This is a genomic window from Vibrio crassostreae (genome assembly GCF_024347415.1).
GTDB classification, from domain to species: domain Bacteria; phylum Pseudomonadota; class Gammaproteobacteria; order Enterobacterales; family Vibrionaceae; genus Vibrio; species Vibrio crassostreae.
Genome location: NZ_AP025478.1, coordinates 210,400 through 226,802, shown reverse-complemented (window position 1 = coordinate 226,802; position 16,403 = coordinate 210,400). Strand labels below are relative to the sequence as shown.

General features: G+C 37.5%; 9 protein-coding genes and 6 pseudogenes. 8 read left to right on the top strand and 7 right to left on the bottom strand.

Annotated features, from left to right (window positions below; translation table 11 throughout):
- Window positions 1-21: 21 nt before the first annotated feature.
- From OC193_RS25290 to OC193_RS25270, 5 genes and pseudogenes are all read left to right on the top strand, one after another.
- A complete protein-coding gene (locus OC193_RS25290; protein WP_048661579.1) occupies window positions 22-942 on the top strand; it encodes an IS5 family transposase in 921 nt (306 codons plus the stop codon).
- 35 nt (window positions 943-977) lie between these two features.
- A complete protein-coding gene (gene tnpC, locus OC193_RS25285; RefSeq protein WP_315984275.1) occupies window positions 978-2,084 on the top strand; it encodes an IS66 family transposase in 1,107 nt (368 codons plus the stop codon).
- Between the two features lie 38 nt (window positions 2,085-2,122).
- A pseudogene (locus tag OC193_RS25280) lies at window positions 2,123-2,227 on the top strand (IS630 family transposase); the annotation flags it as partial.
- A gap of 110 nt (window positions 2,228-2,337) precedes the next feature.
- Window positions 2,338-3,873: pseudogene (locus OC193_RS25275) on the top strand (IS3 family transposase).
- 78 nt (window positions 3,874-3,951) lie between these two features.
- Window positions 3,952-4,649, top strand: a pseudogene (locus tag OC193_RS25270) (IS630 family transposase); the annotation flags it as partial.
- Window positions 4,650-4,710: 61 nt separating this feature from the next.
- Here OC193_RS25270 and OC193_RS25265 read toward each other — a convergent pair.
- From OC193_RS25265 to OC193_RS25245, 5 genes are read right to left on the bottom strand one after another with little or no spacing between them, the layout of a single operon-like run.
- Window positions 4,711-6,807: a response regulator gene (locus tag OC193_RS25265; RefSeq protein ID WP_048659827.1), complete on the bottom strand. Its 2,097-nt coding sequence runs from the start codon at window positions 6,805-6,807 to the stop codon at window positions 4,711-4,713.
- Window positions 6,808-6,857: 50 nt separating this feature from the next.
- A complete protein-coding gene (locus tag OC193_RS25260) occupies window positions 6,858-7,457 on the bottom strand; it encodes an OmpA family protein (protein ID WP_048659828.1) in 600 nt (199 codons plus the stop codon).
- Window positions 7,454-8,824, bottom strand: a complete 1,371-nt coding sequence (locus OC193_RS25255) for a TolC family outer membrane protein (protein WP_048659829.1) — start codon at window positions 8,822-8,824, stop codon at window positions 7,454-7,456. The genes OC193_RS25260 and OC193_RS25255 overlap by 4 nt, the downstream gene beginning before the upstream one ends.
- Before the next feature lie 38 nt (window positions 8,825-8,862).
- Window positions 8,863-10,167, bottom strand: a complete 1,305-nt coding sequence (locus OC193_RS25250) for an HlyD family type I secretion periplasmic adaptor subunit (protein WP_048659830.1) — start codon at window positions 10,165-10,167, stop codon at window positions 8,863-8,865.
- A complete protein-coding gene (locus OC193_RS25245; protein WP_048659831.1) occupies window positions 10,167-12,359 on the bottom strand; it encodes an ATP-binding cassette domain-containing protein in 2,193 nt (730 codons plus the stop codon). The genes OC193_RS25250 and OC193_RS25245 overlap by 1 nt, the downstream gene beginning before the upstream one ends.
- 261 nt (window positions 12,360-12,620) lie before the next feature.
- Between OC193_RS25245 and OC193_RS25240 the strand changes: the two are divergent.
- Both OC193_RS25240 and OC193_RS25235 read left to right on the top strand, forming a co-directional pair.
- Window positions 12,621-12,932, top strand: a pseudogene (locus tag OC193_RS25240) (transposase); the annotation flags it as partial.
- 80 nt (window positions 12,933-13,012) lie between these two features.
- Window positions 13,013-13,855: pseudogene (locus OC193_RS25235) on the top strand (IS5 family transposase).
- Between the two features lie 323 nt (window positions 13,856-14,178).
- Here OC193_RS25235 and OC193_RS25230 read toward each other — a convergent pair.
- Both OC193_RS25230 and OC193_RS26105 read right to left on the bottom strand, forming a co-directional pair.
- Window positions 14,179-15,207: an IS110 family RNA-guided transposase gene (locus OC193_RS25230; RefSeq protein ID WP_080967695.1), complete on the bottom strand. Its 1,029-nt coding sequence runs from the start codon at window positions 15,205-15,207 to the stop codon at window positions 14,179-14,181.
- Window positions 15,208-15,410: 203 nt separating this feature from the next.
- Complete coding sequence (locus OC193_RS26105; protein WP_155407274.1) at window positions 15,411-15,572, bottom strand: hypothetical protein; 162 nt, start codon at window positions 15,570-15,572, stop codon at window positions 15,411-15,413.
- An 82-nt stretch (window positions 15,573-15,654) separates the two neighbouring features.
- Between OC193_RS26105 and OC193_RS25220 the strand changes: the two are divergent.
- A pseudogene (locus OC193_RS25220) lies at window positions 15,655-16,028 on the top strand (IS1 family transposase); the annotation flags it as partial.
- Window positions 16,029-16,403: the final 375 nt, after the last annotated feature.

Here is a 16,403-nt window from a genome sequence, read left to right as displayed (position 1 = left end):
TCCACTATCTCTCGTAGCCTCATGCCTAAACCTCTTTACAAAACAACCAACTGGAAGCAATACAACCAATCACTCATTAATCGAGGCTCTCTGACCTTTTGGATTGATGAAGAGGCGATAAGCGGGTGGGCGCAAAGCAAACAGAATAAGCGCGGGAGACCACGTCGATTCAGTGACTTAGCTATCACGACAGCGCTCATGGTAAAACGAGTTTTTTCTATGCCACTGAGAGCGCTGCAAGGATTTATCGACTCGGTATTTAGACTTGCCCATGTTCCATTGAGTTGTCCACATTACACCTGCATCAGTCGTAGAGCCAAGCAAGTTGAGGTCTCATTTAAGAGTAAAACGAGAGGAGCGATACAGCACTTAGCCATTGATGCGACTGGCCTTAAGGTTTATGGCGAAGGTGAATGGAAAGTCAAAAAACACGGGGCAGATGGCAAGCGGAGAGTTTGGCGAAAGCTGCATATTGCAGTCGATACAAGCACTCACGAGATCATTGCAGCCGAGCTAAGTTTATCGACGGTTACAGATGGAGAGGTCCTCCCGAATTTACTGAAACAAACACGCCGAAGTATCCTTGAGGTGTCTGGTGATGGCGCTTACGACACGAGAGCGTGTCACGCTGCTATTAAGATTAAGCGAGCCGTTGCGCTTATTCCCCCAAGAGAAGGGGCAGCCTTCTGGGAGCGCGGTCATCCTCGAAATCTCGCAGTGGGTTGCCAGAAGTTATACGGCTCAAATAAGTATTGGAAAGAGCGGTATGGATACCACAGACGTTCACTCTCAGAAACCGCGATGTATCGAGTTAAACAGTTACTAGGAGGACGATTGAGCTTAAGAAATTACAATGCGCAGGTGGGTGAGACTTACGCGATGATAAAAGCGTTGAACAAGCTCACTGGGTTAGGGATGCCTGAAACTTGTCGTATTGACTAAGAAATACCCGAAACGGGGTAGCTCTATCTTTAAATATAATTACGCAACAAAGCCCCTCGGTTGAGCAATACTTACCAAATAAAACATGCCACTGCGGTGGTTGTGTTATTCCAAATAGAAAGCCTTTTAAACGACATCAACTCTTTAAAGGCGAGTGCTCATGGTGCGGTGATCAACATCAAGCCGAGCTTCCAGAGCATGTACCTGATGTTCAGATGGGGCCAAATCTGCATAGCTTTCTCTCAGTCCAAGCAACGCAACACCATCAAAGCATAGGTAAAATACAATCGATGTTGAAAGATGTCTTTCAGCTTAACTTCTCTACAGGTGCGATATCAGCCGCTCAAGGGAGAGTGACAGAATACTTAGCGGATACCCACAAACAAATCCATGAAGCAGTCAAAGCCTCCCGACTAATTATGGCTGATGAAACCTCACATCAGCGTAATAATGATAAACGTTGGATGTGGGCTGCACTTAGTAATGACGTAGCCTTTTTCCAGATTAACAGCGGTAGAAACCAACATGCGGCCAAGCGACTACTTGGCGAGGCTGTCTCACACCTTTTAGTCACCGACCAATACTCAGCCTACAAATATATTGATGAATCCAAGCGACAGTTATGTTGGGCCCACATCTTAAGAAACGTGATAGCTATCGAGGATAGTGTTTGCTCTGAAAATCAAAAAATAGGAGAAAAACTCGCTTTAATCGCTCATAGCGTATTTAGGTGCCACCATCGATATATCGAGAGTAAAACTACCGATAACCAATATTATCGTCGACTCAGGCGATTAAGAAAGAGCTGGCTTCAGTGGCTCAAACTCGGCAGTTATCAATGTTCAAAACGATATCGGGGTCGGTGCCGTAATCTCATCGCAGGTGATGCGATGGTCTGGCGCTTTATAGATGACTCCGAATGCCCGTTAACAAACAAGGCTGCAGAGCGAGTTCTCCGAAATTACATATTGATGAGAAAGTGCTGTTACGTAACTCGCTCATATCGAGGAGATCTATTCCGTGAGCGATGTTCTCACTTATCGAGACCGCTAAACTTCAACAGATCTCAGCTTATAAATGGCTGCGTGAAATCATCGAGCATCATATGTTCAAAGTGGATTATCAAACACCAGCGTTCTTAGCATAAACCGACGTCAATAGCTCGTGGGTGAATAGTTACCATGAATCAACTGTCGCTGGCCATCTCAGAGACTATGTTCTTTCAGAAAAAATTAAGCCTGAAAATGGTTGCAGCCAAAGTAAACTTTCTGCCACTCAAACTATTGCATATTTCGGAGCATTCCGATCAGTCATTTCGGGATAATCCGATCGCCCATTTCCCCCCTGTGTCAGCATAGTTGTCGCCTTAGAATTTAATTCAGTTTGGAGATAAATATGCCTAAACCGTCAATTGACCTAGAGATCCAAGAACAAGGTCGAACCTGGTTACTCCCACCATACAACTACTCCTTGCGAAGAGTGGCTAACGAACTTAATGTTGGCCATGCGACAGTTCATAAATGGAGGGAACAATTGAAGATAGAAGGCTTGCTAGACGGAGAAAGTTCAAATCAAAAAGAACTTTCAGCAGAGGAAATCTTTGCCATTGTCATCGAAACAGCTGTTATGACAGAACATGAACTAGCAGCATATTGTAGGTCTAACGGCCTTTTTGTTGAACAGGTCAAACAGTGGAAAATTGCATCAATACAAGCTCACCAACCTAAGAAGAACCCTGCTAACAAAATAGATTCAACTCACAGAGTGGATAAGAAGCGAATCAAGATATTAGAAAAAGAGTTGGCTAGAAAAGAGAAAGCTTTAGCTGAAACAGCCGCATTGCTTGTTTTGCGGGAAAAGTTCAATGCCCTCTGGGAACCAAGCGAGGAAGATTAACTCCTCTCTCCGAGCGGCTAAAAATAGTTACATTCATTGAAGACGCTATCAATAGTGGAGCCACTAAAACTAGAGCGTGCAGGTGCGTTGGGATATCGATAAGGACGATGCAACGCTGGGTGCAAGATGGGGGGCAGATAGTAGAAGATTTGCGTAACCTGCCAAAAGCAAAAACTCCTCACAACAAGCTCACCGCCCAAGAGCGGCAAGATATTTTAGATGTATGCAATGCACCTGAATATGCGGATCTGCCTCCCAACGTAATAGTGCCTATGCTTGCGGATAAGGGGATTTACATAGCCTCAGAATCAACAATTCTACAGAGTCTTAAAAGAGCACTCTCAACTAAAAAGACGAGGCGGCTCTGCCTCAATCAGTAGACCAAAGCCCAAGGCTCAGAAAGCGATAAAACCAAATCAGGTTTGGAGTTGGGATATTAGCTACTTACCATCAATTACTAAGGGTGAGCATTACTACCTCTATGTAATTATGGATATTTTTAGCAGGAAAATAGTTGGTGCAGAAGTATTCCAACAAGAGCTTGGCGAGCATGCTGCCGATTTGCTTCAACGTACAACTTGGAAAGAGAAATGCGTCAACAAAGGGTTAGTACTGCACTCTGATAATGGCGCACCTATGAGAAGCTATACCATGTTGGCCAAGATGAATGATCTTGGTGTAATGAGTTCGTACTCTCGCCCTAGAGTTAGTAACGATAACCCTTATTCCGAGTCACTATTTAAAACGGTCAAATGTATCCCGTCATGGCCAGTGGCAGGATTCAGATCCATTGAAGAAGCAAGGAAATGGGTTGGAGATTTCACCTATTGGTACAACTTTGAACATAAGCACAGCGGCATAAAATATGTGACACCTCAGCAAAGGCACACTGGTGAAGATCATCACATCTTAGAGCAACGGAAGCTTGTTTATCGTAAAGCTCAAGCAACAAGCCCTGGGCGGTGGAGCGGGCAAACTAGAGACTGGAGCTTTATTGACGAGGTGTTCTTAAATCCAGAGAACAAAGCTGCCTAAGATGTTGTAAATATGTAAAAATGACGACAACTTGCTTGAAAAACAGCGGAAATGAGCGATCGCAATCACCGAAATACGCAAACTATGCAACTTATCGAACATTTGACCGAGAATACCTATGATGATACTCATCAAATTGTCGACTATGTTAAAGAGGCGTTCGGCTTCAGGTATGAATAAATGGTTCACTACAATGGTTTTAGCTACAAGAAACCGAAAGGCATTCCGCACAAGTTTGATGAGTCAAAACTGCAAGCGTTCATTGATGATTACGAAGCTCTAAAGACAAGTTGCGGTGAGGATGAATCGATACTGCTCCCGCAGCCGCAGCACAGTCGACTAAAATTACCCATGGGTGGAGTTCTGGAAACGACAGGTAATCGTAGCCGGCTGAATATTATTGGTGTGTTAAACCTGTCTGACATTGGAGCGACCATTGTTAGCGATTACGAAAGTATTAACAATGGTCGTTTTTTCTGTAAGCTCCGAGATGGCTATCCAATTAAACCACAAGATCCATATCATCTCAGATGAAGCAGGATATCACCGCAGTGATTTAGTCAGAGATGCAGCATTTGTCCTTAACATTGAGTTGCATTATCTCCCACTTTACAGCCCAAATATCAATCCAATTGAACGGCTTTGGAAGGTAATGAACGAAAAGTCGAGGAATAACGTTTAAACGAGACTTCAAGGAAGCTATTGACCGATTATTTATTGTGTCTTTTCCTGAGTTCGCAGGTTCATTGACGTCTCGAATCAATGATAATTTTTAGGTGTTCAAGCCTATCTCTTCAAGTTGAACGGGTAAATTTTATTTGAAACTATTCTTCTTATTTAAGTTTCTATTTTAGTGGGATTGTATTTTCCTGCCAATAAACTCTTTATTATTTCAGAAACAACTTCATTGCTTACTGGCTTATGAATAACATCATTTTGTCCTGCTGATAATAATAAATATCGAGTCTCTTGGAAGGCGTCAGCAGTACAGCCTATAATTGGGATTTTTGATTTATAATTATCGTATGCACGTATTTTTTTTGTTGCCTCAATACCATCCATTTCAGGCATATATTGGTCCATGAATATAATATCAAAATCTGATTTTTCAATAATATTAATACACTCAATCCCATTTTTTGCAATCGTTACTTCATGTTTTTGTCCTTCTAACATCCATTTTAAAAAGAAGGCATTTAAAGTGCAATCTTCAACAATAAGTACTTTTAATATTTGATTTGTCAATATTTCTTTGGATTTACCGCTATCTAAAAGGTCATCAATTGCAATAGGGGGCTGGCCAATTTCATCAATTTCTAAATTTAAATGAAAGTTATACTGCATTCCTTTATAAGCTGGAATAGTTGCTTCAATATCTCCTCCCATTAATTTTATTAAATAACTAACAATACTTAAATGTACACCTGTTGCACCAGATTTTCTTGATGAAATTAAGTTGACAATTGAGAAAGGTTTAAATAATGTTTTTATATCTTCTGGAGATGACTGAATGCCCGTATCTTCTAATTGGAAGTTAATACGTTGCATGTGACTTGAAAAGTTTTTACCTGAATCTGCACTCACTTTGAGAGAAATGTGGCCGGTTTCTGTATAGGTAAATGCATTAGAAAGTAGATAATCAATTAATTGATAAAATCGCTTTTGGTCTCCGATATAAACATCATTAATTGTTTTATCAAGGGAAAACTCAAATATAATTGCCTTTGCTTTTGCTTTTTTTTGATATTTATTAATTATTAACTCTATTACTTTTTTTGGCGAAAATGGGTCTGAATCTAAAGTTATTCTTTCCATCTCAAAGTCAATTAACTCCATTACATCATTAAGTAAAAGGTTCAAATTTTCAGATGCAGTGATGATTTGTGTTAACTTAGCTTTTTGCTCAGAGTTTGCACTTTTTTCATTGGCAAATCGTGTTAATCCCATAATAATGTTAAGAGAAGCTCTTGATTCATAAGAAATAATTGACAAGAAGTTCGTTTTCATATTTTCGGCTAATTGACTGGCTTTTAATTTTTCTTTTAAATAAGCATTAATTCTTGCAATTTTTTTATTTTCTTTGCGAATTAAATTTGCAGAGAGAAATATTCGCCAGATTATAAAAAAACCCAAACAAATTAAATATATGTACAGTATGTTATTTGTTTCTTTCTTCTGATTTTTTAATTCTTTTTGTTGTTTATTGTTTTTTTCTTTTAATATATTTGCGGCATTTTTTAAATTATATTCAATGCTATATCTTTCATTATTAAGATCGATAACAAGAGGTAATACTTTGGTTTTTTGTAACCAGATGTTCTCTATTATTTCTAAATAATTTTCTAATTCATTTTTTAAATAAGATGAAATTTTTATAAGCTCAATAATGTCTCTTTTAAGCACCGAATATGAATTTTCAGATAATTCATCAAGAAATACATGATTTTCCATTGGAAGTCGGCTTATAATAGATAGTAATTCCCCCCCTTGTTTACTTTCATCTAAACGACCTAAAAAATTATAAAATGATGTATTAGCTTCCGAATTTAATATACTTATACGTAATGCATAATCTGAAGCTAAGCGCCAATAAGCTATGTTTTTTTCTAGTGATTTAGAAAAAGGAGTAGACTCAATGCCCATCTCTGTTATTAATAAATCAAGTTCTCTTAATTGGGTGTTTGTTAGTGTTTCTGACTCAATATCATAATCTTTCTCCCAACGTCTGGCATCTATATTTAAATTTTCTATCATAGCAAAAGCTTTTTCTAGCGAGGTATTATAGGATAGTAATTCCTTTTCTTCCTTATGGTAAAGAGAAGTTTGATAAGTCCAACCGTAGATACCTACCACAATAAAAATACAACTAAATAAAATTAGCATACCCAACCGACGAGTCTGCTCATAACTATTTTTTATACTATTTTTTGCCATTTTCATTATTCCGTATCAATAATTTAGGGGGAATTGATTTTTAATTCTGGTTAATTATTATCATTAATCTTCCACTTACTAATATCTTCATTTTTTAATTTAATAATTTTCACATAAACTCGCTGGTTTACAGCGTCGGATGCATCATGTTTATTATTAACCGATTTTGTATGTTGTCCTTGATTAACTATCTCAATATTATCAGGATTAGCACCATAATAAACTAATGCATCTTTTACTGCATTGGCACGTTGTAACTGCAATTTTTCATTCACTTCATTTGAACCAATTTCGCTGGTATGCCCTTCAATAAAAATAGTTGAATCGTCATGATTTTCAATATAATTAGAGTATTCTTCTAACTCGTTAGCATACCAACCCTCAATTTTAGCTGACCCAATTTTGAAAAAAATAATTATTTCTTTTACTTCCTCTACTGATTTAATAACAGCGCACCCATTATTATTAATAATAATATCTAATTCAGTGTCAGGGCATGCATCTCTTATATTAATCACACCATCACCATCTTGGTCTGCAAGTCTCGCCTCTTGATTAATTGATTTAATAGTATATTCATTAGTCTCAGTATTCGCACAAGAAATTATTATTAAGAATGTACTAAATATTAATATTTTTTTTATATTCATTGGCCTTTCTCCCATTCTTGAGGACGTTCAATATATAGTGATTTTAATAGATTACCCATTGCGTGCATTAGCTGGTAGGTTGCAATTTCTTTTTGAACATTTATTTCTAAATATGCTTTTTTTGCTTGGAATAAATCTGTCTTAGAAATAAGCAAATCAAGTAACTCTCTACGGCCAACTTTAAATTGCTCTTCATAACCTTCAGCAGCGATAGCTGATTTATCAACATTAGTTTTTAAATATTGCATTTGCTCCTGTAGTAAAAGATGGGAATTCCATGCTTTAATAACAGATTGATGGATTTGACGTTGTGTTAATTTTAAGGAATTGGTTGCTTCTACTTTACGCCAACTATTTGCATCTCTACGTGCTCCCCGTTTTCCGCCACTAAAAACATCAAATTCCATGTTAAGCATAATCTGCATCTCCTCTGTATCCCCCTGATTTGGATAAGCAGGGTTAGAATAACCAGAATAATCCTTGTAATTAGCAGAGGCTTCAATGTAGATTTCAGGATAATAATCAGATGCAGAAGCTTTATAGTCTTTGTTTACACTATTAATTTTTTCGACTGCGGATTGAATTGAAAAGTGATTAGCTAGCGCATAATCGACGGACTCTTGTTGTGTTTTAATTAAAAATGAGGTGTCAGGTTTTGGCTTAATTAAATTCTCTGCAGGAGACCCTACTAATAACATATATTCTGCTTCTAAATCCATTACTCGATTCTGAGCTGCAATTGTCGAGGCTCTTGAGTTTGCAACACGTGAAGCAACTTGTGCTAAATCTGATTGTGGTGCTAGTTGGTTATTTACCTTTACTTTTACATCTTCATATATTTTTTCGTGGTCCTGTTGATTCAGTTTTGAAAGCTGTAATAGTTGATTGGCAGACACTAAATTTAAGTACACATTAATCACATCCATTGCGCTTGATTCTGTTTCTGAAAATAGACTTAATCGTTCAGACTCTGCTTTATGACCCAAACTTTGTACATCATAATAAGTACTCAAACCAGTAAATAATGATTGTCTTAATACAAGGCTAGCTTCTTTTAATTGTGCATCATCATCAATTTTATTGCCTGATTCATTATCGTATTTTTGAAGCCCAGCGCCTACTTTTAAGGTTAAAGTAGGGTAGTAGTCCCCTCTACTATAATCTTGGTCTGACTGAAGAGTTTTAAGACGCGAAAATGATTGCTGTAGCTTAGGATCTATTTTTATTGCATGTGCAATACTTTCTTCAAGAGAAAGCGAAAAGGCAGAGCTTGATAAAAATAAAATTAATGAAAAAAATATTGATAGATAAATTTTTTTTGTCAAAAATTTAATTGAATTATTATATTTTTCTTTGAACTTTTTCATCGCTATTCCTCAATTATTAATAAATATTCTCAAAAAAATTACATTTCTCTCATTGCATTAGCTTTTGCTCTCAAAATTGGTTTTAACCAATATTGCATAATTGTTTTTTTGCCTGAAATAATGTCAACATTTGCTTGCATACCTGGCTTCATTACCGTTATATATCCAGAATCAGTCGTTGTATTTGATAAATTAACATAGCCAATATAATAAGCATTTCCCTCTTCATCAGTAATTGTATCGGCACTCAAGTGCGTGAGTTCTCCAGTTATCCCACCATAAATTACAAAGTCATAGGCGCTTAACTTAATAAGGGCTGGGAGCCCTATTTTTAAAAAACCAATATCTTGAGGAAGAATTTTTACTTCAACTAGCATCTCTTTATCAAAAGGGACAATCTCAATCATAGTTTCGCCTGGTTGGATAACGCCACCCGATGTGCTTGAGAAAATAGATTTAACAATTCCTGAAACAGGGGATTTAATCACAGTCCTTTTTACTTTATCTTGAATCGCTGTATTATTCGTTTCAAGTTGTGCAAGTTCACTCAACTTGTCATTCAATCGGTCTTGTGTTTCTACTTTTGCTTTAGCGATTAAGCCATTTAACTCTAATCCAGCCTCTTGTTGCTGTTTGATTTTTCTTTGAATATCAAATTCAGTAGCACTTAATTCAGCCTTAGTATCATTCACCGCTCTTTTTAGTTTAAGGATTTCAATGCCGGAGATCGCCCCTTTCTCAAAAGCAGGTAAATTTAAATTATGTTCTTCTTGGGTAATGCGTAAATTATCTTTTAAAACTATTAAATTATTTTTTTCTTCTTGAACATCTTTATTTGCTTGTTCGATTCGTTTTCTTAATGTATTTACTTCAAGTTTTAAAGACTCTATTGAGGCGTTAAAAGCTGCTTTTGCGCTACGGCGGGATGTGTTTGATAACGCATCATGGTAAAATTTATTAATGCTGACATGAGTTGTAAATTCACCTTTTTCTAAATAACTAATGGCAGCTAGTTCTGCTTGGTAGCGAGCAACATCCCCTCGTAAACTATCAATCTTTTGCAATTGTTCTTTAAGTGCTGCTTTAAAAGCAAGATCATCTAAACGAAGTAAAGATTGGCCTTGTTCAACGGGATCACCTATTTTTACAAAAAGATCACGAATAATCCCGCCTTCTAATGACTGGATCTCTTGTATATCTGTTCTAGGTTTTAATTTTCCCTGTGTTACAATTACTTGATTAAGCTGTGCAAAATAACTCCACACAATGATAGATATAATAAAGATAGCAATGGTATAAATAGTGAATCTTGGTCGAATTAATATATTATTAATTACTTGCATTATGCATCCTTCTTACGTAGATTATCAGCACTTCCATCATATTTTATACTACCTTGGTCAAGTACAATTACACGGTCAACGACTGAGAGTAGGGCTATATTGTGGGTGGAAATAATTATGGTTGTCGTTTTAGGTATTGCTTTTAGTGTTGTAAAAACCCGCAATTCCGTATTTTTATCCATCATTGAAGTGGGCTCGTCTAAAATAAGCAAGTTAGCTCGTTTATAGAAAGCCCTAGCAAGAGCAACACTTTGTACTTGTCCACCAGATAGACCTACATTGCCTTCGCCTATTTTTTTCTCTAATCCGCCTTCAATTTTTTCTAATATTATATCTAAGCCACTCTGTTTTAATGCGTGTGCTAAATGATGTGCGAGCACACTTCCATCTGTATTGATTGTTATATTTTTGTAGATGCTTTCTTTTAGTAAGTGTGGGTGTTGGTCACAGGTTGCTATGTGTTTCCTCAGTAAATCTACATCCCAGTATTTTGCTTCTAGATTATCGTAAAGTAAACGTCCTTGTGTAGGTAAATAGATAGATTGTAGTAACTTTAAAAACGTTGTTTTACCTGCTCCATTTCCACCTAAGATTGCAATGCGCTCACCAGGTTGGATAGTTAAATTGATATTTTTTATTGCAACAGAATCGCTTCCTGGATATTGAAATGAAACATTATGAAATTTAAGGTCACCGTAAAAACTTCTTCTTTCTATTTTTATCTCATCAGCAGATGGGCGTTCAGCTGGTAATTGAAGTAGATCATTGATTGAATTCATTCCTTCTTTTGCTTGCTGCCATCGGGTGATCAGGGTCGTAATTTGCATAATTCCACTAACTGATCGTCCACTTAACATGGTGACGGCAATCAAGCCTCCCATTGTTAAATCACCTTGCGAAATTAAGTAAACACCTGTTACAACAACCGCGATTGTTAACCATTGCTGTAAACTTTGTGTTGTATGATTAAGTTTGCTAATAACTTGGTTATTTTTAAGCGAACCATCGGCACATTGGTTCACTGATGATTCCCAGCGATTTAAAATCCATTGCTTACCGTTATTTAGTTTCAACGTATCCATTTGTTGTAACGCTTCAAATGATAATCCTGAGCGTTCTGATTTGAATTTTGATAATTCTTTAATATTTTTAGATATTTTAGGTTGGACTGAAAGAGTAACAAATAACATTAATAGCATAACGGCAGCAGGGGCAAGAACGAGAGGTCCCCCAACAATAAATATAACTAATAAAAATAGAATCGTAAAAGGTAAATCAACAATAGCGGTAATTGTCATTGAATTTAAGAAGTCCCTAACCCCTTCAAAGTCTTGAAATTGTTTTGCAAAACTTCCGATTGAATTAGGGGAGTTTTCACTTTTCGAGTTTAAAATTTTTGTGAGGATACGTGTTGAAAGGACAATATCTATGTGTTGTCCAACTTTATCTGTCAACATGGCTCGTGACGATTTCAAAATCCAATCAAATAGTAGGCCAATCATCACTACAGTTGTTAAGACCCAGAGAGTATCAAATGCTAAATTTGGGACAACTTTGTCATAAACACTCATTGTATATAATGGAATAAAGAGTGCAATAAGGTTAATAATAACGGAGGCAAGTAAGGCATCGCGGTAAATACCCTTATATTTGAAGACTTCTTTGACAATCCAGTTATTTAAAAAACCTTTTTTAAGAACAATTTCTTCTTCTTGTGGTTTTTTGAAGCTAACATGGAACTGTTCAAGCAATTTAAGCTTAATTAAGTCCTCTGAAGATAAATATTTTTCTGTTCGATTATGAGGGTCAAATACACGCCAGTGAGCAATTGTTTGTTCTAGAATGACGTAAAGAACACTATCTTTTCCTATTAACAAAAGAGGAATCGAGCCCTGTAAATCTTTTACTGTTCCTTCTTTAATAAATTCACTGGTTTCCATTGATAAGTGGTTTAGTTCACTTAACTCTTTAAATTGTTCAATAGAAAGTCGGGTATCATCAGGTATATTAGGTAGTTTATTTACTTCTTGATAAAAATCAAAATATGAAAGAAACCAAGCAATAATGTCAAAAGAGTCTTGGTAGGCGAGCACTTGTAAGTGCTCTACATCAGAGAAAATATCTTCATTATCATCTATTAGATCGCTTTCAATAGCGTCATTTTTAATGTGTTCCTGATCACCTTTTAACATTCATGTCTCTCCAAACATCCCATTAAACATATAATACCGGCCAAGTATTTTAGCGACTATAATGAATTGTAGTTAAAGTGTTGATAAAAGTATCTTATTTCGTAAAGTTTTTTGATCAATCTATTGGTTTCAAGTGGCTTTGATGCGTAGGGTGAGAGCGTGAACGTTCTTTAGGCTTTGATGTGGCGTTGTTACTAAATCAGTTGAACCTTTTCCAAACCCAGCGATCTGATCCTCTGTAGTGATTAGATTGGTGACGACATGGGCAAGGCTAAAAAGAAGATAACTAACTGGGAAGAGTACAATAAGGCTCTGTGCAAACGTGGGTCGGTTACGTTTTGGATAGATGATTCAGCCATAGATGCATGGCGATGCAAAACTCATCATGGCAAGCGTGGCAGAGGCTTTCAATACTCAGATACAGCGATTGAAACAGCCTTGATGATTAAGGGGATTTTCTCTCTACCATTGCGTGCGCTTCAAGGCTTTATTGATTCTATCTTTGAGCTATTAGATGTTCCACTGACGTCCCCTGATTACACCTGTATTAGTAAACGCTCTAAAACAGTTCAGGGGCGTTGTTGCTTAAATCGAATTGAATTTTTTCCATAACTACGATCTGATCTCTTATGAATGATTGAACGAGAAGAGAAATGGGAAATTCGAAAGCTAAAATCACGAACTGGAGCCAATATAACCGCGCACTCTGTAAACGTGGTGATGTGCTTTTTGGATTGATGATTCAGCCGTTAAAGCATGGAAATGTGCCACGCACCATGGGAATCGAGGCCGAGGGTTCCAAGACTCAGGTACTGCGATTGAAAAAGCCCTTATGATAAAGGGCATATTTTCTCTCCTACTTCGCGCTCTGCAAGGATTCATTGATTCAGTATTTAAGTAGATGGACGTACCGCTCAACTCTCCCGATTACACCTGCATCAGCAAGCGTTCGTAGATTGTGCAAGTAAAGTATCGAGGGCCAGTTCGTCATGTCGCCATTGATTCTACAGGCCTGAAAGTGTTCGGTGAAGGCGAATGGAAAGTCAGAAAACACGGCTATGAAAAGCGAAGAACATGGCGAAAACACTACCTTGCTGTTGATGTAGATACACATGAAGTTATCAGCGCAGAGGTAAGCTTAGTCAATGTCGGAGAGAGTGAAGTACTACCAACGTTGCTCAATCCGCTTCGAAGGAAGATTCACGCAGTCTCAGGTGATGGAGTGTATGATACGAAAGAGTGTAATAAGGTGCTGCAACGAAAATTTAAGACCGCCACGTAAAAATGCAGGGTTCTGGGAAGGCGGGCATGCAAGAAACGAAGCCGTACAAGCTTTAAAAGATGATGCTTTAGTTCAATGGGAAGCAGACTCTGGTTACCATGGCTGCTCAATATCAGAAACAGCAATGTTTCACTACAAAGGATTAGCTAGTGGCCAATTAAGCTTGAGAAATTACAATACTCAAGTATCAAGTATCAAGTATCAAGTAGGTTAAGCACTTGCTAACGTCAAAGCTATGAACAAGGTCATAGGCTTAGGTATGCCTTAGAAGTTAACAGATATAGACCATGAGGCAAGATCTACCTATTGTTTAATTTGATCATATATGGACACTCCTTATTGGCAAGTAGCAATTGAAAAAATGGTAGTAGATTGCAGACATATATCCGAGTTCTAAAACTCTTAATGATTTCCGCTGAATGTGCTCTTATCAACAACACGAACTTTAAGTCCCAAGATCAAATCAGAGTTTCACATTCACGGTCTTACCTGTCTTCTCATTTGCTTCATGCGCAATTTGATGAATTAGTTTGATTTTTATGCAGACAATAGACTTGGATTATACTCCTGTTGCTTTGAAAGCAATGCCCATGCAATACGTGCATTTCGATTAGCCAGTGCAACTATAGCTACATTTTTATGCTTGCGTTTAAGCAGTTCTGCTAACCAACGGTGGGTATAAGTCTCAGAGTTTTGTTTCAGATGACCAAGGACAGCACGAGCCCCATGAACAAGCAACCTTCTCAAATATCCATCGCCTCTTTTGCTTATGCCTAATAGGACTTGTTTGCCCCCAGTAGAAAACTGTTTAGGCACAAGCCCGATCCAAGCAGATACTTGGCGACCATTATTGAACGATTTTGGGTCACCGGTGCTAGCTACCAATGCTGTTGCCGTTATTGGCCCTATTCCTGGGATTTGAGCAATTCGCTGCGAATCTTCATTAAGTTGATGCCAAGAATCAATTTGTTTATTTAGCTCTTTGACTTGTATATCTAGTTCGTTGACTAGCTCTTTCAACTGCGACACCAGACTGCGGACAGTCACTGTCAGTCCATTCTCTGCATCCTCTAAAATCAGAGGAATTTGCTTATTCAACGCTGAAGATCCTTTAGGGATGACGATACCAAATTCACCGAGTAATCCCCTAAGTTGATTAACCTGTCCCGTTCTCATAGAAACTAATCGTTCACGAGCTTTATGTACCGATAGAATAGATTGCTGCTCTACTGTTTTTATTGGTACAAAGCGCATATTAGGTCGAGTAAGCGCCTCACAAATAGCTTCAGCATCAGCCGCATCGTTCTTATTAGATTTAACGTAAGGCTTTACAAATTGAGGAGGCATCAATTTAACGCTGTGACCCATTTTGATAAATAATCGAGCCCAATAGTGTGCTCCTGAACAAGCTTCCATTCCAATTAAACATGGTTCGAGCTTTGATATCACCTTAGCTAAGTTCGCTCTTCTAACATTCTTTTTTATCAACACAGAGCCTTGTTGATCTATGCCATGTAAAGCAAAAGATAATTTTGCCAAATCGATGCCTAAAGTTGTTACTGCCATGGTTTGTGTCCTCTTCAATGCTCACACAGTCAGTATAGGTGTGAGGTTGGGTAGGAGTGTCCATATCATTAACAACGCTCTCTTGCATCATTAGCATCGTTCTTTTGTTGACCAAAGAACGGCTTAACATGTTGTGTTGGCATGAGTGATACCTTAAAACCAAGCCCTAAAAAGACTCGTCCCCAATAATGTGCTGATGCACATTACTCCATAGCCAGTGGCGTATTATCTGGAAGTTGACGAATTGTATGGAGCAATCTGTCTCGATGAACCTTACGGTTTGACGAGATAATTCCGTCAATATTCAATATGCATACTTGAAAGAAATTTTTGGCTAAATCGATACCGAAAACTTTAATGGACATGGTTGTTACTCCTGCTTTTAATGGCTGTACTTTTAGTGTGGGACAACAAGGCTAGAAGGGAGGTGCGTCCATCACGTCAAAGCCTAGACAAGTAACAACAATACCTTTTGATATAGCAAACATTGAGTTGATATGTGAAGTAGACGAGCAATGGTCGTTTGTTGGCAATAAGAAAAATCAGCGCTGGCTTTGGTATGCTGGGAGCCTAGATATAAATGCCTCATAGCCCATGCTTTTGGTAAAAGAGACACCGATGCGTTTAACTAGCTACAACGTCTTCTATCGAAATTTATCATTCTTTTTTATTGTACAGATGACTACCGCGTTTATTTAGCTAACTTATTGATAGATAATTTCATTATAGGTAATGGTTATACACAAAGGATTGAACGAACCAATCTCACCCTAAGAACTCGCTTTAAACGACTAGTGAAGAAAACCATCGCTTTCACCTGATCAGAATAGATGAACGATAAGGTCATCGTCACCTTTCTCGAAAGAGAGTTTTACTCTTGAACAACAGGTTGGAGTCATGACCCTTTTTTCCATTTGATGAAGGTTTTTAGCCTAGTGAAGAATATCGTTCTATGCTTGTGTAATACTTTCTACGTTTATCAAAATTTTAAGGATCTTTATTATGCGCTACATAATACTAAAAAATCCAACCGAGTTATCTAATACAAATACAATATTATGGGTAATGTCCCCGTCTGGCAACATACTCCCTATATCTAAAGGGGTTGTTTTACCAGCGGGGACGGTTATAGGTATTAGTCAGGAAGTAAGTAGTGAGTATTTTATTGATACGTCACTTTATATCGCTCCCAGTAA